The organism is Lysobacter panacisoli (assembly GCF_009765165.1).
In the GTDB taxonomy this organism is placed as follows: Bacteria; Pseudomonadota; Gammaproteobacteria; order Xanthomonadales; family Xanthomonadaceae; genus Lysobacter_J; species Lysobacter_J panacisoli.
Genome location: NZ_VLNU01000001.1, coordinates 1472192 through 1494336, shown reverse-complemented (window position 1 = coordinate 1494336; position 22145 = coordinate 1472192). Strand labels below are relative to the sequence as shown.

The 22145-nt window shown below is 68.9% G+C and carries 20 protein-coding genes; 9 read left to right on the top strand and 11 right to left on the bottom strand.

The features are described from left to right. Nucleotides 1–33: 33 nt before the first annotated feature. On the top strand, nt 34–699 hold the full coding sequence (locus FOF45_RS07145) for a Fe2+-dependent dioxygenase (RefSeq protein WP_158983396.1): 666 nt from the start codon (nt 34–36) through the stop codon (nt 697–699). 153 nt (nt 700–852) lie between these two features. Next, nucleotides 853–1470, top strand: a complete 618-nt coding sequence (locus FOF45_RS07140; RefSeq protein WP_158983394.1) for a hypothetical protein — start codon at nt 853–855, stop codon at nt 1468–1470. 26 nt (nt 1471–1496) lie between these two features. Here the strand turns inward: FOF45_RS07140 and FOF45_RS07135 are convergent, their stop codons facing one another. Continuing rightward, nucleotides 1497–2501, bottom strand: coding sequence for a sulfotransferase (locus tag FOF45_RS07135; protein ID WP_158983392.1), 1005 nt, complete (start codon nt 2499–2501; stop codon nt 1497–1499). A 25-nt stretch (nt 2502–2526) separates the two neighbouring features. Then, nucleotides 2527–5046 carry an ATP-dependent helicase HrpB gene (gene hrpB, locus FOF45_RS07130; RefSeq protein ID WP_158983391.1) on the bottom strand — a complete coding sequence of 840 codons (2520 nt, stop codon included), beginning with the start codon at nt 5044–5046 and terminating at the stop codon, nt 2527–2529. Between the two features lie 40 nt (nt 5047–5086). On the opposite strand from hrpB, the gene FOF45_RS07125 reads away from it, so the two are divergent. Both FOF45_RS07125 and FOF45_RS07120 read left to right on the top strand, forming a co-directional pair. Next, nucleotides 5087–5881: a TatD family hydrolase gene (locus tag FOF45_RS07125; RefSeq protein ID WP_158983389.1), complete on the top strand. Its 795-nt coding sequence runs from the start codon at nt 5087–5089 to the stop codon at nt 5879–5881. A 95-nt stretch (nt 5882–5976) separates the two neighbouring features. Next, nucleotides 5977–6468, top strand: coding sequence for a winged helix-turn-helix domain-containing protein (locus FOF45_RS07120; protein WP_233264078.1), 492 nt, complete (start codon nt 5977–5979; stop codon nt 6466–6468). Nucleotides 6469–6496: 28 nt separating this feature from the next. On the opposite strand, the gene panE is transcribed toward FOF45_RS07120, so the two are convergent. From panE to FOF45_RS07105, 3 genes are read right to left on the bottom strand one after another with little or no spacing between them, the layout of a single operon-like run. Continuing rightward, nucleotides 6497–7429, bottom strand: coding sequence for a 2-dehydropantoate 2-reductase (gene panE / locus FOF45_RS07115; protein WP_158983387.1), 933 nt, complete (start codon nt 7427–7429; stop codon nt 6497–6499). Beyond that, entirely contained in the window at nt 7429–8232 is an 804-nt protein-coding gene (locus FOF45_RS07110) for an ABC transporter permease (RefSeq protein ID WP_158983385.1), read from the bottom strand. The genes panE and FOF45_RS07110 overlap by 1 nt, the downstream gene beginning before the upstream one ends. Nucleotides 8233–8240: 8 nt before the next feature. After that, the gene (locus tag FOF45_RS07105) at nt 8241–9251 is read right to left on the bottom strand and encodes an ABC transporter ATP-binding protein (protein WP_158983383.1); all 1011 of its coding nucleotides are present in this window, start codon (nt 9249–9251) and stop codon (nt 8241–8243) included. 143 nt (nt 9252–9394) lie between these two features. On the opposite strand from FOF45_RS07105, the gene FOF45_RS07100 reads away from it, so the two are divergent. The 4 genes from FOF45_RS07100 to FOF45_RS07085 all read left to right on the top strand — a co-directional run bounded on the left by FOF45_RS07100 (nt 9395) and on the right by FOF45_RS07085 (nt 13711). Further along, nucleotides 9395–10120: an FAD-binding oxidoreductase gene (locus FOF45_RS07100; protein WP_233264077.1), complete on the top strand. Its 726-nt coding sequence runs from the start codon at nt 9395–9397 to the stop codon at nt 10118–10120. Nucleotides 10121–10210: 90 nt separating this feature from the next. Then, nucleotides 10211–11737, top strand: coding sequence for an alpha/beta fold hydrolase (locus FOF45_RS07095; RefSeq protein WP_158983380.1), 1527 nt, complete (start codon nt 10211–10213; stop codon nt 11735–11737). 28 nt (nt 11738–11765) lie between these two features. Further along, nucleotides 11766–12512, top strand: coding sequence for an ABC transporter ATP-binding protein (locus tag FOF45_RS07090; RefSeq protein ID WP_158983378.1), 747 nt, complete (start codon nt 11766–11768; stop codon nt 12510–12512). Further along, nucleotides 12509–13711 carry an ABC transporter permease gene (locus FOF45_RS07085; protein ID WP_158983376.1) on the top strand — a complete coding sequence of 401 codons (1203 nt, stop codon included), beginning with the start codon at nt 12509–12511 and terminating at the stop codon, nt 13709–13711. The genes FOF45_RS07090 and FOF45_RS07085 overlap by 4 nt, the downstream gene beginning before the upstream one ends. A gap of 373 nt (nt 13712–14084) precedes the next feature. Here the strand turns inward: FOF45_RS07085 and FOF45_RS07080 are convergent, their stop codons facing one another. The 6 genes from FOF45_RS07080 to rpmH all read right to left on the bottom strand — a co-directional run bounded on the left by FOF45_RS07080 (nt 14085) and on the right by rpmH (nt 20327). Then, nucleotides 14085–15125, bottom strand: a complete 1041-nt coding sequence (locus tag FOF45_RS07080; RefSeq protein ID WP_158983375.1) for a TonB family protein — start codon at nt 15123–15125, stop codon at nt 14085–14087. Between the two features lie 130 nt (nt 15126–15255). After that, on the bottom strand, nt 15256–16494 hold the full coding sequence (gene ubiM / locus FOF45_RS07075; RefSeq protein WP_199244450.1) for a 5-demethoxyubiquinol-8 5-hydroxylase UbiM: 1239 nt from the start codon (nt 16492–16494) through the stop codon (nt 15256–15258). Nucleotides 16495–16590: 96 nt separating this feature from the next. Further along, the gene (gene mnmE / locus FOF45_RS07070) at nt 16591–17934 is read right to left on the bottom strand and encodes a tRNA uridine-5-carboxymethylaminomethyl(34) synthesis GTPase MnmE (RefSeq protein WP_158983373.1); all 1344 of its coding nucleotides are present in this window, start codon (nt 17932–17934) and stop codon (nt 16591–16593) included. A gap of 80 nt (nt 17935–18014) precedes the next feature. Further along, nucleotides 18015–19688: a membrane protein insertase YidC gene (yidC, locus tag FOF45_RS07065; protein WP_158983371.1), complete on the bottom strand. Its 1674-nt coding sequence runs from the start codon at nt 19686–19688 to the stop codon at nt 18015–18017. 14 nt (nt 19689–19702) lie between these two features. Then, nucleotides 19703–20134: a ribonuclease P protein component gene (gene rnpA, locus FOF45_RS07060; protein WP_158983369.1), complete on the bottom strand. Its 432-nt coding sequence runs from the start codon at nt 20132–20134 to the stop codon at nt 19703–19705. A gap of 52 nt (nt 20135–20186) precedes the next feature. Further along, entirely contained in the window at nt 20187–20327 is a 141-nt protein-coding gene (gene rpmH, locus FOF45_RS07055) for a 50S ribosomal protein L34 (protein ID WP_031374044.1), read from the bottom strand. 481 nt (nt 20328–20808) lie between these two features. Between rpmH and dnaA the strand changes: the two genes are divergently transcribed. After that, on the top strand, nt 20809–22137 hold the full coding sequence (gene dnaA / locus FOF45_RS07050) for a chromosomal replication initiator protein DnaA (RefSeq protein ID WP_158983367.1): 1329 nt from the start codon (nt 20809–20811) through the stop codon (nt 22135–22137). Nucleotides 22138–22145: the final 8 nt, after the last annotated feature.

Sequence of the window (22145 nt, the reverse complement as noted above, 5' to 3'; positions counted from 1 at the left end):
TGATGGCGCCAGCCGAGCCTCGCGCGAGCCGACATGATCCGAGTCCTGCCCAATGTGCTCTCCGCCGCCGAGCTCAACGCCGTGCGCGAGCTGCTTCCGCAGGTGCGCTTCGCCGACGGGCGCATCACCAATCCCGAATCGACGATCAAGCAGAACCTGCAAGCGCCACAGGACGACCCGGCCAACCAGCGCATCGCGCTGATCGCGCGCGACGCGCTGATGCGCTATCCGGACCTGCGCGTGTTCGCGCATCCGCGCACGATGGCGCGCACCACCGTCGTGCGCTACGAGCCCGGGATGAACTACGGCTGGCACGTCGACGAGGCGCTGTTCCCGTCGCAGCCGCCGATCCGCAGCGATCTGTCGTGCACGGTGTTCCTCAACGATCCCGCCGACTACGACGGCGGCGAACTCACCATCCAGCTCGGCGCGCAGGAGCTGTCGTACAAGCTCGAACCCGGCAGCGCGATCCTGTATCCCTCCACCACGATCCATCGCGTCACGCCGGTGACGCGCGGCGTGCGCATCGCGGCGATCACCTGGCTGCAGAGCTGGGTGGCCGACAGCAACCGCCGCGAACTGCTGATACAGCTGGAAGAAGCGCGCGCACTCGCCGCGAGCGGTGGCGATCGGCAACGCCTGCAGGTGTTGCTCGAATCGCTGCGCACCAACCTTTTCCGGATGTGGGCCGACACATAGGGCTCACGACAGGCCGAGCTTCGATTCGGTGTGACCAGCGCGTTCATGTGACGCCCGCGCGACGCTCGTCACGCGCATTCAAGGATCGCGTGACAGACGGTTAACGTCGTGCCGGTAATCGTGTGCGCCCAAGCAAAGCGACGGAGACGGACGATGGCGAAGAAGGCTTCCATCGAACAGGAGCAGGTCCACGAGCTGCTCTACCAGGCCCTGGAAACCGAACTCGGTGGCATCCAGGTGTACGAAACGGCGGTGAGCTGCGCGGTCAACGACGACCTGCGCAAGGAATGGGGCGAATACCTGGAGGAGACGCGCACTCACCGCAAGGTGCTGCTCAACGTGTTCCAGTCCCTGGGACTGGACCCGGAGCAGAAGACGCCCGGCCGCGAGGTCGTCGGACACATCGGCAAGTCGCTGGTGAAGGCGATGGAGATCGCCAAGGCCAGCGGCGACGCTATCGCAGCAGAACTCGTCGCGACCGAGTGCGTGGTCCTGGCCGAGACCAAGGACCATGCGAACTGGGAGCTGATCGGGAAGGTCGCCGAGAACACCACCGGTGATGTGTCGCGCGTGCTCAAGCAGGCGCACGAAGCGGTCGAGAAGGACGAGGACCACCACCTCTACCATACGCGCGGCTGGAGTCGCGAACTGTGGCTGCAGTCGCTGGGCATCCCCGCGGTGCTGCCGCCACCGGAAGAGGTCAAGCAGGTCGAGACCGCGATCGGTGCGGCACGTGCGGAGCAGTCGCGCGACCGGATGCGCAAGCACTGACTCAATACGTACGCGCGGCCGTTCGATCAGACGGTCGCGCGATGTGGAGTCGGCGACCAGCGCGCGACCCAGTCCTCACCATCGGCAATCGCAGCGGCATTCTGCTGCATCGACAATGCGAGGTCGTGCGCGCGATCGTCGCGGCCGTAGCCGTGTGCGGTCGCCTTGGAATAGCGATTCCATTCGTCCGACGCGAGCGCGTCTTCCACACGCGCGACATCGAGGTCGAAGTGCGCGGCGACACGACGGAGTTCCCGCTCCGGCTGCGCGAGCAGCGTCTCGAAATCGACGCGCAGCACACGTCCGGCATGTTCGCCCTGCGCGAGTGCACAGAAGCGCAGGCGCTCGGCCAGCCATCCCATCGCGCACTGCTGCGGCAGCGACAGTGCATGCAGCGCGACGTCGCGCGCGATGCCGCGCGCGTGCAGGTCGCGCAGGCGTTCGCCGGCGGCAGCGGCGGCGTCATGCATCGAGGCCGGCGCCTTCAGCAGCGTCGCCAGGTACGGGCGTAGCGGCATGTCGAGCAGGACCACGCGCATCGCCGGCTGTTGTGCGAGTAAAGCGGCGACCAGTCCGTTGCAACCGCTGGTGGCCTTGACGATGCTGCGTCGCTGTGGCGACAGCGCGCGCGACCACGTTCGCCACAGCGCGCGCAGAAGGTCGTCGGCCTGTCGTGGCGACAGTCGCGACTGCGGCGAGTCGAGCAGCGGCCATGCCTCGGCCAGGGTGCGCAGCGGCAGCGGCTCGCGCAGGCCTTGCACGTCGGGCCAGCTGTCGAGCAACCGGCTCAGCAGCGTCGAGCCGCAATGTCCGATGTGGAAGATCGCATGCGCGGGCGGCGCGTCGTCACCGTCGTTGTGTTCGATCAGCGATTCAAGCGGCCGCCACGCACCATCGGCGCGCGGCGGGATCGCACGATCGTCGAGGAACGCGGCCTCGCGACGCTGCTGCGCATTCAACCGCAGCCACAGCACGCGGCGCGCGATCGGGTCCAGCTTGAAGGGCAGGTACTCGGCGTCGAGAGGCGGCATGGGCGCAGTGTAGCGACTGCGCCGGTCAGGTTCCGCGCGGCTTGGCGCGGTGGGTCGCGGCCGCCGTCCACGGATCGTCGGGCCACGGGTGCTTGGGGTAACGACCCTTCATTTCCTTCTTCACTTCCGGGTACGTTCGATCCCAGAAGCCGCGCAGGTCCTGGGTGATCTGCAGCGGCTTGCCGCCGGGCGAAAGCAGGTGCAGCGTGAGCGGCACTCGACCGTCGGCGATGCGCGGCGTATCGGCGAGGCCGAACAGTTCCTGCAGCTTCACGGCGAGCACGGGCGCAACAGGCGCGTCAGTCTCGTCGTCGTAGTCGTACTCGATCGCGCGTTCCATCCCGGAGGGCACCGCGATGCGCACTGGCGCGAGCGCGTCGATGCGCTGGCGCTGCGACCACTCGAGCGTGGAGCGCAGCGCCTCGCCGAGTTCCTGCTCGCCAAGTGCGTCCAGTCGCGTCTTGCCGGTCAGCGCGGGCTTCAGCCACGCGTCGAGCGTGTCCAGCAACGCCGCGTCGGACAGGTCGGGCAGCGCCGCTGGTCCCTGCGCGAGTTCGGGCAGCCATGCACGAAGGCAACGCACGCGCGCCCGCCATTGCGCGAGCGATGGCGTCCACGGCAGCGCGCGCAGGCCAAGCTGGCGCACGGCGTCCACCAGCGCATCGGCATAGCGCGATGGATCCGGCTTCGCCAGCGGCTTGCTCTCGATCACGATGCGGTCGAAACGCGTTTCGCGCACCGCGGCGATGCCACGCGCGTTCGCGTCCCACACGACGCGGTCCTCGGTGACGAAACGTCGCTGGAAGTCCTCGCGCAGGCGTTGTTCGTCGAGTGGCGCGGCGCGCAGCACGCGCGCATCGCGCGGATCGTCGCGCAGTTCGCTGATCGCGATCCACGGTTCGCCGTACAGCGCACTGTCGTCGAACAGTTTCGCGCTGCGCCCGTTGGCGAGCTGGTAGCGGTAGGGATCGGACGGATGCTGGCGCGCGATGCGATCCGGGAATGCATGCAGCAACACGTCGCCGAGCAGGTGCGCGGGTGCATTCGAAGGCGGCGCATGCTCCAGCCGCAGGCGACGTCGCCACTGCCGTGCCTGCTGGTCGAGCGCGGCGAGCGCCGAACGCGAGGCGTCCGCGGCGACGCGTCCCGCGCGGAACGCCGCCAGCGCCTGCCAGCGTTCGGCGACGGCATCGCTGCGCGAACGCAGCGGGTCGCGCGCTTCGAGCAACGCAGCGAGGTCGCAGGCAAGCGCCTGTTCGTCGCGATTCGATGGCGCGAGCAGCATCGCAGCCAGACGCGGATGCGTGCCGAGGCCAAGCATTCGTCGTCCCAGCGGTGTGATCGTGCCACCGTCGAGCGCACCGAGTCGTTGCAACAGTTCGCGCGCGGCGGCGAGCGCACCGGGCGGCGGCGCATCGACGAAGCGCAGGTTGGCGTCGCCCCATGCGGCGAGTTCGAGCGCGAGTCCTGCCAGTTCCACCTGCGCCATCTCGGGACGGCGCTGCGGTTCCAGCCGTTGCGATTCCGGCCACAGCCGACACGCCCAGCCCTCGGCGACGCGGCCGGCACGGCCGGCGCGCTGGTCGGCGGAGGCCTGCGCGATGTTGGCCACGTCCAGCCGCGCGAAGCCGCTGTTGGGGTCGTAGCGCGGTTCGCGTGCGAGGCCGGAATCGACCACCACGCGCACGCCGGGCAGCGTCACGCTGGATTCGGCGACGTTGGTCGCCAGCACCACGCGGCGACGGCCGTCGGGATCGGGTTGCAGCACGCGCGACTGCTGTTCCACCGGCAGTTCGCCGTGCAGCGCCAGCACGTCGATGCCACGCGTCGCGTCGCTGTTTTCCAGTACCGAGTGCGTGCGTGCGATCTCGCGCTGGCCGGGCAGGAACACCAGCACGTCGCCCGGATGGTGCGTCAGCGCATGTTCGACCGCGCGACGCGTCTGGTGTTCGAGCGCTTCTTCGCGACGCGCCGGGAAATGCGCGATCGAGACCGGAAAGCTGCGTCCTGCGCTGCTCAGGCGCGGCGCGTCGAGGAACGTCGCCAGCCGTTCGCCGTCGAGCGTGGCCGACATCACCACGATGCGCAGGTCTTCGCGCAGCCCGGACTGCACGTCGAGCGCGAGCGCAAGTCCGAGGTCGGCGGCGAGATGGCGCTCGTGGAATTCGTCGAACAGCAGCGCGCCGACGCCTTCCAGCATCGGATCGTCCTGCAGCATGCGGGTGAGGATGCCCTCGGTGACGACTTCGATCCGGGTGCGCGCCGAGACGCGGTTCTCGAAGCGGATCCGGTAGCCGACGGTCTCGCCCACGTCCTCGCCGCGCTGGCGTGCCATGAAGTTCGCGGCGGCGCGCGCGGCGACGCGGCGCGGTTCGAGCATGACGATCCTGCGCCCCTGCAGCCACGGCTCGTCGAGCAGCGCCGGCGGCACCTGCGTGGTCTTGCCGGCGCCGGGCGGCGCTTCCAGCACCAGGCGCGGATGGGCGGCCAGGCTCTCGCGGATGCGCGGGAGCAGCTCGTCGATGGGGAAGGCGGGGCGATTCACGCGCGACAGTCTACTGGCTGCGCTCGGCTAGACTTCGCACATGGAATTGATCGACATCGGCGCCAACCTCACCCACGACTCCTTCGACCACGACCGCGACGCGGTGCTGGCGCGCGCGCGCGAGGCCGGTGTCGCGCAGATGGTGATCACCGGGGCCAGCCGCGAGCATTCGCCGCTGGCGCTGAAGCTGGCCAGGCGACATCCGGGCGAGCTGTTCGCGACCGCCGGCGTGCATCCGCACCACGCCACCGAGTACACGGCCGAATGCGACGCGGAAATACGCGAGCTGCACGCGCATTCCGAAGTCGTCGCGGTCGGCGAATGCGGGCTGGACTACTTCCGCGACTTCTCGCCGCGGCCGGCGCAGCGGCGCGCGTTCGAACTGCAGCTGCAGATCGCGGTGGATACGAAGAAGCCGTTGTTCCTGCATCAGCGCGATGCGCATGCGGATTTCATGGCGATGATGCACAACTTCGACGGCCGTCTCGGCCCGGCGGTGGTGCACTGCTTCACCGGCACGCGCGAGGAGATGTTCGACTACCTCGACCGCGACTGGCACATCGGCATCACCGGCTGGCTGTGCGACGAGCGCCGCGGCCAGCACCTGCGCGAGCTGGTCCGGCACATCCCGGCCGACCGGCTGATGATCGAGACCGACGCGCCCTACCTGCTGCCGCGCACGATCAAGCCGGCGCCGCCGCACCGGCGCAACGAGCCGATGTTCCTGGCGCACATCGTCGAGGAACTGGCCCGCGACCGCGGCGAGGACGTCGCGACCACGGCCCAGCGGACCACGGACACCGCGCGCGCATTCTTCCGCCTGCCGCCGCGCTGACCGGAGGGGTGGGTCCGCGGCCATGACGCCGCGTTCATCCCGGGATTGGGAAAACAGGGGCCGCGCCACGACGCGGTCCGCGTATTCCTGGATGGGTGATCCCGACCTTCCGCATGAACCGACCCGACCCGCCCGTCCTCGAATTCGACGACATCCGGCTCGACCTCGCCGGCCGACGCCTGCTGCGCGGCGGAATCCTGCAACGGCTCGATCCCGCCGCCTTCGCCGTGCTGTGCCTGCTGGCGCGCTCACCGGGCCAGGTGTTCTCGCCCGACGAGATCGCCGAGGAGGCCTGGGGTCAACGACTGGTCCCGGCGGGTGCGCTGATCCGGACCATCGCCCTGCTCCGTCACGCGCTCGGCGACGACGCGGAACATCCGCGCTACCTGCACACGGTGCACGGCTACGGCTACCGCTTCGATCGCCCGCCGCTCGCGACGGACACGCCCGCGTCGGCCGACTCGCCCAGGGATGACGAGACCGGACCGGATCGCCCACTGCAGCGGACCGGCGATCGCGGCGATGTCTCGTCGTCCCGGCCGTGGACCCCGCGGGTCGTGCTGATGGCTCGCGATTTCAGCCACTGAGCGCAGTGGCGGTTACTGGCGACTTGGCTCAGCGCGCGTCTTCGTAGGCCTGCAGATGGCACCATGCCGCCGCGAGCAGCGGCGCGTGCTGTCCGGCGGCGTGCGCGCGATGCAGCATGTCGCCGACGATCTGCATCGCCTCCACCGCCTGTCCGGCTTCGAGGTCGCGCAGCATCGAGGCCTTCAGCGCCGAACCCGACTGGGTGAGCGTGGTCAGCGCGGCCTGCCGTGCCGTGTCGGCGACGGGCTGGCCTTCGGCTTCGGCGACGGAGAGGCACTCGCGATACAGCGACTGCATGAACGCCTCGCCGCCTTCGGTGGCGACGATGCCGCCCACGCTGGTGCGCATCAGGCAGGTGCCCGCGGCGAGCGTGGCGAGAAAGGTGAACTTCGCCCACTGTTCCTGCGCGATGCGCGGCGACCGCACATGGTCGATCCCGGCCTTCGCGCATGCCTGCGCGAAGGCTTCGGTGCGCGTGCCGTCGCCATCTCCGCGTCTTTCACCGAACGTGATCGAAGCGGGCTTGCCCAGGTGCAGGATCTCGCCACCCGGACCTTTCATCGCGCTGATGAAGCACAACCCGGCGACCACCGCGTCCGCGCCGAAGCGCTCGTCCAGCGGCGCGTAATGGCGCAGGCCGTTGAGGATCGGCAGCAGCCACGTGCCCTCGCCCATCGCGGGCGCGATCGCGTCCATCGCACTGTCGAGGTCGTAGGCCTTGCAGCTCAGCAGCACCATGTCGAACGGACGCTGCGCGACGAGCTCCGGTAACGCATCGGCCGTGACGTGGGCCACGCGCACGTCTGCATCGCCGAGCGGACTGCGGATCGCCAGGCCGTGTTCGTCCAGTTGCGCCGCGCGCGCGGGACGCACGAGGAAGGTGACGTCGACGCCCGCTTGCGCCAGCCGGCCACCGAAGTAACCGCCGGTGCCGCCGGCGCCGAGCACGAGGATGCGCATCAGCTGCGCAGGCCCACGCCGCGCTTGAGCAGCCACAGGCCGAGCGTGGCGAGTGCGGCGACGAAGGCCAGCATCAGTGCATATGCCACCCACACCGGCACGTCGGACACGCCGAGCAGGCCGTAGCGGAACGCGTTGACCATGTAGAAGATCGGGTTCGCGTGGGTCATCGCCTCGGCCCACGGCGGCAGCAGCTTCACCGAATAGAACACGCCGCCGAGGTAGGTCAGCGGAGTGAGGATGAAGGTCGGCACGATGGCGATGTCGTCGAACTTGCGCGCGTACACCGCGTTGACGAAGCCGGCCAGCGAGAAGATCGTCGCGCCGAGCAGCACCGTGGTCAGCGTGACCAGCGGATGCGGGATGCGCACCTTGGTGAAGAACATCGCGATGACCAGCACGATCGCGCCGACCATCAGTCCGCGCAGGACCGCGCCGGCGACGTAACCGGTGAGGATCACCCAGTGCGGCATCGGGCTGACCAGCAGTTCTTCGACGTGGCGGCCGAACTTCGCGCCGAAGAACGACGAGGAGATGTTGCCGTAGCTGTTCTGGATCACGCTCATCATCACCAGGCCGGGGACGATGAAGTCCATGTACTTGATCCCGTCCATCGAGCCCACGCGCGAGCCGATCAGGCCGCCGAAGATCAGGAAGTACAGGGTCATCGTGATCGCCGGTGGCACCAGCGTCTGGCCCCAGATGCGCAGGATGCGCGTGACTTCGCGGCGGACGATGGTGCCCAGCGCGACGAGGTTGCGCTGCATCGTGGTGGGTTCGGTGGTCGCGATCGTGGTGTTCATTCCGGTACTCACGCCACCTGCTCCGGCGGCGTCTGGGCGGTGCTGTCCTGCGCGTTCTCGCCGGTCAGGCGCACGAACAGTTCTTCGAGGCGGTTGGACTTGGTACGCATCGAGCGCACGCGGATGCCCGCGTCGCCGAGCGCGGCGAACACGCGGTTGAGGTCCATCGCGCGCGGCATCTCGATGTCGAGCGTGTGGTCGTCGGTCGCCACCAGCGTGGTGCCTTCGATCAGCGGCAGCGTGTCCGGCAGGCTGCCGTCGATGTCGAGCAGGAAGCCTTCGACGTCGAGCTTGGCCAGCAGTGCCTTCATCGGGCCCTGCTCGACGATGCGGCCGCGGTCGATGATGGCGAGGTTGCGGCACAGGCTCTCCGCTTCCTCCAGGTAATGCGTGGTGAGGATGATCGTGGTGCCGGCGGCGTTGATCTCCTTCAGCGTCTTCCACATGCCGCGGCGGATCTCGATGTCCACGCCCGCGGTGGGCTCGTCGAGGATCAGCAGCTTGGGCTGCGTCATCATCGCTCGCGCGATCATCAGGCGGCGCTTCATGCCGCCGGAGAGCGTGCGGCTCATCATCGTGGCCTTTTCCCACAGATGCGCGCGCTTGAGTTCGACCTCGGCGCGGCGCATCGCCTCCTCGCGCGGCACGCCGTAGAAACCGGCGTAGTTCACCAGGATGTCGAGCGGCTTCTCGAACATGTTGAAGTTCAGTTCCTGCGGCACCAGGCCCATCAGGCGCATTGCGGCGCTGCGGTCGCGCGTGATGTCCACGCCGAAGATCGACACCGATCCTGCGCTCAGGTTCACCAGCGAGCTGGCGATGCCGATCAGCGTGCTCTTTCCGGCGCCGTTGGGGCCGAGCAGCGCGAAGAAATCGCCGGGCGCCACGTCGAGCGAAACGCCCTTGAGCGCCTGCACCCCCGCCTTGCCGGAGCCGCCCTCGTAGGTCTTGCGCAGGTCGCGCACGGAAAGGGCGGGAACGGCCGCAGCCGCGGGGGAAGAGCGTGAATCCGGGGTCATCGTCAAGGCCTGCGCCGCGAGCCGCGCGGCGATAGACGGTAGTATAGGCGGCCCCGTGGCGGCACCCCGGCCACAGTCTGTTGCATCACCGTCGGTGTCTCGTGGCCATCCAGCATTTCCCTCTGAAGCTCGTCTCCCGCCGCATGCTGGCCCCGACCGTGGGCCATTACACCTTCGTGCGCGACGATGGCCAGCCGCTGGATTTCATCCCGGGACAGTTCATCCAGGTGCATTTCCAGTACGCCGACGGCACCGCCACCAAGCGCAGCTATTCGCTGGCGACGATCCACGACCACGCGCTGGGTCCGGGCGAGGCGGTGGAGATCGCGGTGAGTTACGTGAAGGGCGGCGCGGCGACGGCGCTGTTCGAAGGTCTGGATGCAGGCGGGCAGGTCGATGCGAGTGGCCCGTTCGGCCGCTTCTGCCTGATGCCGGGCGATGCCAACGCGCGTTACCTGTTGATCGGCACCGGCACCGGCGTCACGCCGTACCGCGCAATGCTGCCGCAACTCGACGCACTGATCCGCGAACGCGGTATCCGCGCCGTGCTGCTGTTCGGCGCTCGCACGCCGGAGGAGCTGCTCTACGGCGATGAGTTCCGCGCTTTCGCCGCCAAGCATCCGGAGCATTTCCGCTTCGTCCCGTGCTTCTCGCGCGAACTGCCCGCACCGGGTTCCGCGCAGGCGCATGCCGATGTGCGCCACGGTTACGTGCAGCAGTTCCTCGACGAGTTCGGCCCCAGCGCCGACGGCGACATCGCCTACCTGTGCGGCAATCCGAACATGGTCGATGCGTGCTTCGACGCGCTCAAGGCGTACGGCCTGCCGGTGCCGCAGATCCGTCGCGAGAAGTACGTCAGCAGCAAGTAAGTCCCCCGCGTTCCCCTGCCGACCCGCACGCTTCGCGCAGCGGTGTCTGTGTCATGCTGAAGGCGATGTGCCTTCGGAGCTGAGGGGATCATGCGCAACACCCAAGGATGGATCGTCGCACTGGCGGCGGTCTGGTGGTTGGCCGGCTGCAGTGGGCCGGGACTGGACGATGCAGGCGCGGACGGCGATGCCGCGCAGAGGAAATTCGGTTCGATCGCATTCGAGCCGTGCACGCTGTCGAGCGACATGGCGCAGGCCAGCACCGACGCGCAATGCGCGCGGTTCGAAGTGCCAGAGGATCCCGCGCAGCCGAAGGGCCGGCAGGTCGCGCTGAACATCGCGTGGCTGCCCGCGAAGGACCAGGCCGGCGGCACGCCGGATCCGGTGTTCTTCCTCGCCGGCGGCCCGGGCCAGGCGGCCACGGAGTACGCGGCTCAGATCGACATGGCGCTGCGCGATGTGCGCAAGCAGCGCGACATCGTGCTGATCGACCAGCGTGGCACCGGCAAGCTCAGTCCGCTTGCATGTCGCGACGCGAACGGCCGTCCGCTGGAGCTGCCGACCGACGACGAGGCCGACGCCAACGCGATCGTCGGTTACGCGACGAAGTGTGCGCAGGCGCTGGAAGGCAAGGCCGATCCACGCCAGTACACGACTACGCGCACGATCGCCGACCTCGATACCGTGCGCAAGGCGCTGGGCGTGTCGCAGATCAACCTCGTCGGCGTGTCGTACGGCACGCGCGTCGCGCAGCAGTACGCGCGGCGGTATCCGCAACATACGCGTTCGATCGTGCTCGATGGCGTAGCGCCGGACGATCTTGTCGTCGGCGGCGAGTTCGCGCGTACCTTCGAGCGCGCGCTTGGCTTGCAGGTCGCGCAGTGCAGCAGCCATCCGAGCTGCCGCGAACGTTTCGCCAAGGACCTGCGCACCCAGCTGATCGAGCTGAAAACGCGACTGGAAACGGCGCCGGTCGAGGTCGAGTACCGCGATCCGTCCACCGCGCAGCGCAAGCGCGACACGCTCACCGCCGACACGGTGGTCGGGCTCACGCACTTGTTCTCGTACATGCCGCAGATGGCGTCGCTGCTGCCGGTGGTGATCGACGAGGCCGATCGCGGCCACTACGAACCGCTGATGGCGCTGGCCGACCTGATGACGCGTTCGGTCGGTGACCAGATGTCGCGCGGCATGCAGTGGTCGGTCATCTGCGCCGAGGACGCGGACCGCTATCGCCCGGAAGCGTCCGACGCCAACACCGTGCTCGGGCCGGAGATGGCCAAGGCGTTCTTCGCCGCATGCCAGGCGTGGCCGAAAGGCGAGCGTCCGGCGGATTTCACGCAGCCGCTGCGCTCGAACGTGCCGGCGCTGCTGTTGTCGGGCGAGATCGATCCGGTGACGCCGCCGGAGTACGCCGAACGCGTGCTCAAGGGCCTGCCCAACGGCCGCCACCTGGTGCTGCGCGGACAGGGCCACAACGTCGGCGGCGTGGGCTGCCTGCCCAAGCTGGTCGGACAGTTCATCGAGTCGCGCGATGCCAAGCAGCTCGATGCCACGTGCCTGGACGCGATCGGCTACGTGCCGCCGTTCACCGGCTTCAACGGATGGGAACCGTGAGCCGCGCGCTCCGCCAGGAATCGAACCGATGATCATCGCGAACGATCTGCACAAGAGCTTCAAGACCAAGACCGGCGTGGTGCGCGCAGTCGACGGCGTGGAATTTCGCGCCGACGACGACCAGATCACCGGCCTGCTCGGCCCCAACGGCGCGGGCAAGACCACCACGCTGCGCATGCTGTACACGCTGATGAAGCCCGACGCGGGCCGGATCGAAGTGGACGGCATCGACGCGGCGCGTGATCCGGCCTCGGTGCGTCGCGCACTGGGCGTTCTGCCCGACGCGCGCGGCGTGTACAAGCGCCTGACCGCGCGCGAGAACATCGCCTATTTCGGCGAGCTGCACGGCATGACGCCGCAGCAGATTGCGCAGCGCACGCAGGTGCTCGCCGATGCGCTGCAGATGCACGACATCCTCGACCGCCAGACCGAAGGCTTCTCGCAGGGCCAGCGCACCAAGACCGCCATCGCGCGGGCGCTGGTCCACGATCCGAAGAACGTGATCCTCGACGAGCCGACCAACGGGCTCGACGTCATGACCACGCGCGCGATGCGTGGCTTCCTGCAGCAGCTGCGCGCGGAAGGGCGCTGCGTGATCTTCTCCAGCCACATCATGCAGGAGGTCGCCGCGCTGTGCGATCGCATCGTGATCATCGCGCACGGTCGCGTGGTCGCGTCCGGCACCGCCGACGAACTGCGCGCGCAGACCGGTGAAGCCAACCTGGAAGACGCCTTCGTCAAGGCGATCGGCTCCGAGGAGGGCCTGCACACATGAGCGCATCGAATTCGGGACTCGGCGTGCTCGCGACCGTGTGGGCGGTGATGCGCAAGGAGCTGCGCGACATCTCGCGCGATCGACGCACGCTTGCGCTGGCGTTGCTGCTGGGGCCGCTGCTGTATCCGGTGTTGATGATCGGCATCGGTTCGCTCGCGGAGAACCGCGCACGCACGCAGCTGGACAAGGTGTTGGACGTGCCGACGGTGGGCATGGAACGCGCGCCGAATCTGGTGGCATTCCTCGGCACGCAGGGCATTCGCGCGGTCGCGGCGCCGAAGGATCTGGATGCGGCGATCCGCAACCAGGACGTCGACGTCGCACTGCGCATCGACGAGTCGTTCGCGCGCGACTGGCGCGCGGGTCGTCCGGCGCTGGTGGAAGTCGTGCAGGACACGACGCGACGCGACAGCGAGATCCCCGCGGCACGCGTGCGTGCGGCGCTCGCCGGTTACGGCGACCAGGTCAGCGCGCTGCGCCTGCTTGCGCGAGGCATCGCACCGTCGGTGACGCGCGCGATCAACGTCGGCAGTCGCGACCTCGCCACCGAGGACGCCAAGCGCGGCCTGGTGCTGTCGGCGATCATGCCGTACCTGCTGATCCTGATGTCGTTCCTCGGTGGCGCGTACCTGATCATGGACGCGACCGCAGGCGAGCGCGAACGCCAGTCGCTGGAACCGCTGCTCGCAACGCCGGCGCGACGCGGCGCGATCGTCAGCGGCAAGATCGCCGCTGCGTGCGCGCTCGGCCTGCTGTCGCTGCTGTTGACGCTGATGGCGTTCAAGATCAGCGCGCAGTTCAGCAGCGGCACGGCGAAGATGCTGGACGTGCGTTTCGTCGCGATGGGCCGGATGCTGCTGATCCTGTTGCCGATGCTGTTCATCGGCACCACGCTGCTGACCTACCTGTCGGCGGCGGCCAAGAGCATGAAGGAAGCGCAGAGCCACATGACCTGGCTGATGCTGCTGCCGATGATCCCGACCATCGCGCTGATGGTGAACCCGATCAAGACGCAGTCGTGGCAGTTCATGGTGCCGTTCCTCGCGCAGAACCAGATGCTGCTGAAGGTGATCCGCGGCGAGGCGATCACGATGCAGGTGTGGGGCATCTACCTCGGCGCCGGCTTCGGCCTCGTCGCCTTGCTGTGGTTCGCCGCGGTGCGCCGCTACCACCAGGAACGACTGGCGATTTCGGGGTGAGCATGGCCGCTTACGCGGCATGCCGCGTGGCCATGCGAACGCCCGGCCAAGGATGGCCGGGCCGGGCGACCCGAAGCCGGTCGCGCACCGCCACGGACGGCAGCGACCACGTCATCCGAGCTGCGTCCTAAAGAACCGTTGGACTTTAGTTTGTCGTCCCCGAGGACCGGGCCCCGGGACTTTCCAGCTTCAAAGCGAGTCCACACCGCGATCGCCAACGCATCGCACGTCCCGTGCCCTCACCCCAACCCCTCTCGAACGGGGAGAGGGGCTCAGGAACCCAAAAAAAAGCCCGGCCAAAGCCGGGCTTTCTTCGTTCTGTCGCCGACACGGCGACGCCGGTTCCCCAACCTGCGTCGCCGCGCGTGTTGCGTCAGCTCTGCGGGTTGAAGCCGATCGTGCGGCGCGTCGTCACCGGTGAATCCACCGGCTGGAAGCGCCACTTGCGCACGGCGTTCACCGCTTCGCGGTCGAAGATGCGCGCCGGGTTGGAGCGCACCACGCGGGCCGCGGTCACCGAACCGTCGGTGCCGACGGTGAACTCGACCTGCACTTCGCCCGAGGTACCGGCACGCAGCGCTTCCGGTGGATAGCGCGGCGGCGGCATCGAGAGCGGACGCAGGTCGCTGGCGTCGGCGGTGGCCGGCGTCGCGGCCGCCTGGCGGGCGGCAGCGGCACGGGCCTCGGCCGCACGCTGGTCGGCAGCGCGCTGTTCCGCGGCGGCGCGGTCGGCGGCGGCCTTGTCGGCGGCAGCCTTGTCCTCGGCCTGGCGGCTCTGCTGCGCGGCGAGCTGCCGTGCGGCGTCTTCCTGCTGCTTCTTCTGGTCTTCCAGGCGCTTCTTCTCGAGGTCGACCTTCTTCTTGGCCTCTTCCTCGGCGGTCAGCTGCTGCTGCGCCGCGCGCTTGCCGGCGGAGTCCTGGGCCTGGGCGATGCTCGCCTTCAGGCGCGCGAGCGCCGGATGCTGCGCATCGGCCTTCTCCAGCAACGCGGCCAGTCGCTGCGCTTCGGTGAAGTCCTCGCGGTTCACGCTCTGCTCGGTGGCGATCACCGTCATCGGCAGCAGGTCGGTCAGCGCGCTGGACACCGCCGCATCGCCCGGCGCCTTGTCGCGCAGTGCGAGGTAGTACTCGACCGCGTTGTCTTCGGCCGGTGCGTACAGGCGGTTCTCCGCGTAGGCCTTGCGGGCGGCCTCACGCAGCTGGTCCGCGGTCAGGGCCGACACCTTGGCCGATACGGCGGTTTCCGCCGTCACCGCGGGAGCGGCCGCAGTCGCGGCCGGGGCAGCCGCGCTGTCCTGCGCGGGCTGGTCTTTCTGGCAAGCGGCCAGCACGACGCCGATGGCGAGCGCGATGGTCAACTGCGATACGACAGAAAGCCGACGCGAGCGCCGGGCTTGTGGATTTACGACGGTCATTGGCAAAGCTCCCCTGAAGTGCGCCGTCACGAGCACACAGGCACTTAAATCGCGTGACCGGCCTGTGTTTGTCAAGCGAACGACGGTCGCAGCGTAACATCGACCGGGTTCCGGTCGGTCCGTGCCCTGTTCAGTCGCCCGCCTGCGCAACCCGACCGCGCCTCCGACCGGGGCGTCCTTCGTCGGCCAGGGTCGCCGCCAACAGGCGCTTGAACGGCGTCAGGGCCTCGCTGGCCCGCAGCAATCCCGCGCGCAGACGCCGCGCCGGCCAGCGGTCGTCGGTGAACAAGCCAACGATGCCGCGCGTGGCTAGGTAGAGCGGGAGCGTCGCGCGACGGTGGCCGCGATCGAAGCGGGCCAGCAGTGCGCCGGCGCCGATGTCGGCACCGCTGGCGGCCGCCGCCAGGACTTCATCGGCGAGGCGTTCCACGCCGAGCAGGCCGAGGTTGAAGCCGTGTGCCGTCACCGGATGCATGCCGACCGCGGCGTCGCCGATCAGGGCCAGGCGTTCGGCGACGAAACGGTCGGCGTAGGTCCCGACCAGCGGATAGACGTGGCGCTCGCCGACACTCTCGATGCGTCCCAGGCGTCCGTGGAAGCGCTGTGCGATGTCGCGCGCGAAGCCTTCGTCGTCGAGCGCCTGCACCTCGCGCATCCGCGGCGCGGGCAGGGTCAGCACGACGGAGGCGCGATGGCCGTGCGGGGTCGCGCGTCCGAGCGGGAGGAGCGCGAGCGTCTGCGCGTGGTCGAACCATTCCCACGCGGTGTCGTGGTGCGGTTCCTGCTGGGTCACGCGGCACACCAGCATGGAACGGCCGAAGTCGAACATGCGCGTGGAGATGCCGGCCGCGCGGCGCGTTTCGGAGAAGCGGCTGTCGGCCGCGACCAGCAGGCGCGACACGATGCGGCGGCCGTCGTCGAGGTGGACTTCGGCGCGGTCCGCGTGGCGCTCGATCCGGACGACCTTGGCGGACGCGAGCAGGGTGACGTCGTTGGAGTCCAGCGCCGCCTCGAAGGCGACGCGGCGGATTTCATGGTTGGGGACCAGGAAGCCCAGCGAATCCCGGCCAGTGCTGTCGGCGGCGATGCGCATCGCGTGCGGAGAATCGCCATTGAAGACGTGGGCATGTCGCAGCGGATGGATCTCGTCCACCGGCAGGCGCCGCCACAGGTCGAGGCGCTGCATCAGCGTGCGCGAACGATGCGTCAGGGCGATCTCGCGGCCGTCGAAGGCAGGCGCGCGCAGCGCGTCTTCCGGCAGGCGTTCCACCAGCACGATGCGCAGGCCTGCGCCGGACAGCGCCCGGGCCAGGCACAGGCCCGCGGGGCCGGCGCCGATGATGGTCACGTCGGAGTGGATCGGATCCATGCTGCGTTCCTGCGCGGTGCGGGACGTCACTGTGCCCCCGCGGCCACGGGTCGGGCCTTGATCCGGATCAAGCACGCGCCGGGCGTGTAGGACCGGCTACTTGCCGATGCAGAAGCTCGAGAAGATGTGGCCGAGCAGGTCGTCGGCGTGGATGCGCCCGGTGATTTCGCCGAGCGCGTCATGGGCCAGGCGCAGGGATTCGGCGGCGAGGTCGAGCGATTCGCGGTCGAGTTCCTGCCGGGCGAGGGCAAGGTGTTCGCTGGCCTCGACCAGGGCATCGACGTGGCGTGCTCGCGCGGTGAACGCGCCCTCGCCTGCCGCATCGGCATTGCCCTGCGCGAGGCCGCGCAGGCGGGCGTGCAGGGCGTCGATGCCCTCGCCCGTGCGCGCGGAAACCCGCAGCGCGTCGTCGCCGAGTGGCGACGCCTTGTCGAGCAGGTCCGACTTGTTGTGCAGCCACAGCCGCGTCGGCACCTCGGCGATGGCGTCCGCGACGGCGACGCGCCCCCCTGCGGGATCGCGCGCGTCGAGCACGACGATGGCGAGGTCGGCGCGACCGAGTTCGCCGCGCGCGCGACGCATGCCTTCGCGTTCGATCGCATCGCCGCCCTCACGCAGGCCGGCGGTGTCGACGAGGGTCAGTTCGACGCCATCGATGCGGATGGTCTCGTGCAGCAGGTCGCGCGTGGTGCCGGCGATGTCGGTGACGATGGCGCGGTCGCTGCCGGCGAGCACGTTGAGCAGCGAGCTCTTGCCGGCGTTGGGCGGGCCGACGATCACCGCATGCAGGCCATCGCGCAGGCGGCGGCCGCGTTCGGCCGCACGCAGCAGTTCATCGAGCGCCTGCACGGCGGCGCCCAGCCGCGCGCGCAACTGCGCGCCGCCGAGCGTGTCGATCGGCTCATCGGCGAAATCGATCGCCGCTTCCACGTGCACGCGGATCGCGAGCAACTCGTCGCCGAGCGCATCGACGCGGCGTGAGAATTCGCCGTCGAGCGCGCGTCGTGCCGCGCGCGCGGCGCGCACGTCGGCGGCGGCGATGAGGTCGGCGACGGCTTCGGCCTGGGCGAGGTCGAGGCGGCCTTCGAGGAAAGCGCGTTCGCTGAACTCGCCCGGCCGCGCGCGACGCGCACCGAGCGCGACGCAACGCGCGACCAGTTCGTGCAACACGGCCGGACTGCCGTGCGCCTGCAGTTCGACTACGTCCTCGCCGGTGTAGCTGGCCGGCGCGGCGAAGAACAGCGCGATGCCGTCGTCGATGGTTTCGCCCGCCGCATCGGTGAAGCGCAGGTAATGCGCCTGCCTCGGCGACAGCGTGCGACCGCCCAGCGTTTCGCCGATCGCGCGGGCGCGCGGGCCCGACAGGCGCACGATGCCGACGCCGCCCGCACCGGGCGCGGTCGCGATGGCGGCGATGGTGTCGCGGTCGGGATCGCTCATGGCGTCATGGTCGCAGAATCGCATTGCGCAAACGCGAAGCCCGCCTTGCGGCGGGCTTCGGAAACTGCCGGCGGAGGCGATCAGGTCGCCTTGGCCGGAGCCTCGCTGTACTTCTTGATCATCCACCACTGCTGCAGCAGGCCGAGCGCACCGTTGGTGACCCAGTACAGCACCAGGCCGGCCGGGAAGAAGGCGAACATCACGCCGAACACCAGCGGCATGAACTGCATCATCTTGGCCTGCATGGGATCCATGCCGGTGGTCGGGTTCAACTTCTGGGTGAACCACATCACCGCGACGTTGATGATCGGCAGCACGAAGTACGGATCGCGCGAGGTCAGGTCGTGGATCCAGCCGATCCACGGTGCGTGGCGCAGCTCGACCGACTCGGAGAGCATCCAGTACAGCGCCAGGAACACCGGCATCTGCAGCAGGATCGGCAGACAGCCGCCGACCGGGTTGATCTTCTCCTTCTTGTACAGCTCCATCATCGCCATCTGGAACTTCTGCTTGTCGTCCCCGTAGCGTTCCTTGAGCTGGGCGATGCGCGGCTGGAACTTGCGCATCTTCGCCATCGACTTGTACTGCGCGGCCGACAGCGGATACATCGCGAGCTTGATCAGCAGCACCAGGCCGACGATCGACCAGCCCCAGTTGTGGACGAGGCCGTAGATCTTCTCCAGCACCCAGAACAGCCAGCCGGCGATGGCGGCCATCACGCTGAAGCGGCTGAAGTCGATCGCGCGGTCCAGGCCCGCGACGTTCTGCGCTTCGATCGCCTTGACCAGCTTCGGGCCGACCCACAGGCGCGCGGCCGTCTCGGCCTTGCCGCCGGCCGGCACGTCGAACGCTGGGCCACGCGACTCGATGGTGTAGCGACCGTTGCTCTGGTCGAGGCGGAACAGCGCGGCCTGGTCGGCCTGCGGGATCCAGCTGGCGAAGAAGTGGTGCTGCAGCATGCCGATCCAGCCACCGGTCACCTGCTTGTCGAGCGGGCCGTCGACGAAGTCGTCGTACGGACGACGCTCGTACTTGTCGACACTGGAGTACCACGCAGCACCCTGGAAGCTGTACTGCTCGGCATTCATCGGGCCCTTCTTCACCAGCGCGCGCGGCACGCGGCTGAGCTGGCGGTAGATGTAGCCCTGCCACGGCTGCGTGCCGGCGTTGATCACCTCGTCGCGGACCTTCACCACGTAGTCGCTGCGGCTGAAGGTATAGGTGCGGCGAATGGTCACGCCGTCCGCGCCGGTCCACACGAACGGCACGTCGATCGAACGCGCGCCGTCGGCGAGGACGAAGTCCTTCTTGCCACCTTCGGGCTGGAAGCCGTAGCGATCCGGCGCCGGCGAACCCTTCTCGCTGACCCAGCCGCTCTGCGCGACGAAGTAGTTGGCACCGTCCTGCGCGAACAGGCGCACCGGCGCGCTGCTGTTGTCGGCGGTGGTCGGGTACTTGAGCAGGTCGGCTTCGCGCAGCTCACCGCCGTCGAGCACGACCTTCAGCACGTCGGTGGTGACGGTGACGGTCGGCGAGGCGGCGTTGGGCGCGGCACCCTGCGGCGCGGCGGCCATGCCCGGTGCGCTCGGCACGCTGGTGCCGGACGCACTCGGCACGGCCGGGTTGCTGGATGCGACCGACGAGGTCTGCTCGGGCGCAGGAGCCGGCGTGGCCTTCTCCTTGCCCCACTCCATCCACAACAGGGTCGCCACCATCAGCCAGGCGAAGATCAGGAAGACACGGGTCTGGTTCATGGGCGACAGGCAGCTCAGCCGCGACCGGAGTCGGGCGTGGGGACGGAAGGGGAAGCGGCCGGCATTGTGCCGGTCGCGGGAGACAGGGGCAACGCGGCCGGCGCCAGGGCGCCGCAGCGCTGCAACAGACCGCGCAGGGCGGCGGCGAGTTCCGCGCTGTCGGCGCGCGCGGCCGGGGAACGCGCGACCACGACGTAGTCACCCGCGGCGAGCTCAGCGCGCAGGTGGCGGAAGGTGTCGCGGAGGACGCGCTTGATGCGGTTGCGACCGACGGCGTGCGGATCGACCTTGCGTGACACGGCCAAGCCCAGACGCGGAGCGTCCTGACTGGATTGCCAATGCAACGCCAGCACGGGCAGCGCGACGCGCCGCCCGTGCTGGAAGATTCGGTCGAAATCGGGCTTCGCGCGAACCCGCGCGCTGCGCGGGAAGCGGGCCGATGTCATGACGAGCTACCGGCTAAGGCCGGTCGGCTGCCGCGCGAAGCGGCAGCGGGGCTCAGGCGCAGAGACGCTTGCGGCCCTTGGCGCGACGACGGGCAAGGATCTTGCGGCCATCGGCGGTCGCCATGCGGGCACGGAAGCCGTGGTCGCGCTTGCGCTTGAGGTTACTGGGCTGGTAGGTGCGCTTGGTGGCCATGGTCCGGCTCTGCGTAAACGGCGGAAAAGACCGCGGATTCTAGCGGGACTTTGCCGGGCAGGTCAACTGGAATCAGCGCGCGGAAGTTGCGGGCACTGAACGCCTCGCCTGATGACCGCCATCATGGTCGCCGCGAACCCCCGCATCAAGCGACGCACGCGTCAGTCGCGGCCAACTAGCCCCCTGAGTCAGGGGGCGATTCGCGCGCAGCGCGAATGGGGTTTGGCAGGCACGAACACGGGGCCCAAAGTTCGCGTGCGAACTTTGGGGGCAAGGCCGGCGAGGCCGGCCTTGCCTGTGGACTACCTTGTTCACCGCCCTGTGGACAAGTCCTGTTCCGAGCCCGGCCGCGGTGATAGTCTGGCCGCCACCCCCCGAACCGTTCGCCGCGATGGCCGCATCGCGCGGCGGGACGCTTTTCGCCAAGGTTTTTGCCGGCGCGCCCACGCGACGGCTGCTCAGAGAAGAAGATCCCCGACAGATGGATGCCTGGCCCCGCTGCCTCGAACGCCTTGAAGCCGAACTGCCGGCCGAGGATGTCCATACCTGGCTCAAGCCCCTGCAGGCGACGCAACGCAACGACGTGACCGTCCTGTACGCGCCCAACGCCTTCGTGGTCGAGCACGTGCGCGAGCGTTACCTGGCCCGCATCCGCGAGCTGCTGGCGCACTTCGCCGGCACCGGCGAGGTGAGCCTGGAGATCGGTTCGCTGCCGCGCGCCATGCCGGCGCGCGAGCCGGAGTTCGTGCCCGTCGTCGCGCGCACCTCCGTGCCGACCGAGCCGTTCAACGGCCACCTCGACAACCACTACAACTTCGAGAACTTCGTCGAAGGCCGCAGCAACCAGCTCGGTCGCGCCGCCGCTTGGCAGGCCGCGCAGAAGCCCGGAGACCGTGCGCACAACCCGCTGCTGCTGTACGGCGGCACCGGCCTGGGCAAGACCCACCTGATGTTCGCCGCCGGCAACGCCATGCGCGATGCCAATCCGAACATGCGCGTGCTGTACCTGCGCAGCGAGCAGTTCTTCAGCGCCATGATGAAGGCGCTGCAGGACAAGACGATGGACGCGTTCAAGCGTCAGTTCCAGCAGGTCGACGCGCTGCTGATCGACGACATCCAGTTCTTCGCCGGCAAGGACCGCACGCAGGAGGAGTTCTTCCACACCTTCAACGCGCTGTTCGACGGCAGGCAGCAGATCATCCTGACCTGCGACCGCTACCCGCGCGAAGTCGAAGGCCTGGAACCGCGCCTGAAGTCGCGCCTGGCCTGGGGCCTGAGCGTGGCGATCGAGCCACCGGACTTCGAGACGCGCGCGCAGATCGTGCTGTCCAAGGCGCGCGAGCGCGGCGCGAACATCCCCGAGGAAGTCGCGTTCCTGCTTGCCAAGAAGATGCGCAGCAACGTGCGCGACCTGGAAGGCGCGCTCAACACGCTCGCCGCTCGCGCCAACTTCACCGGCCGCGCGATCACGGTCGAGTTCGCCCAGGAAACCCTGCGCGACCTGCTGCGCGCGCAGCAGCAGGCGATCGGCATCCCGAACATCCAGAAGGTCGTGGGCGACTACTACGGCCTGCAGATCAAGGACCTGCTGTCCAAGCGCCGCACGCGCTCGCTGGCGCGTCCGCGCCAGATGGCGATGGCGCTGGCCAAGGAACTGACCGAACACAGCCTGCCGGAGATCGGCGACGCGTTCGCCGGCCGCGACCACACGACCGTGCTGCACGCCTGCCGGCAGATCCGCACGCTGATGGAAACCGACGGCAAGCTGCGCGAGGACTGGGACAAGCTGATCCGCAAGCTCAGCGAGTAAGGCCGATG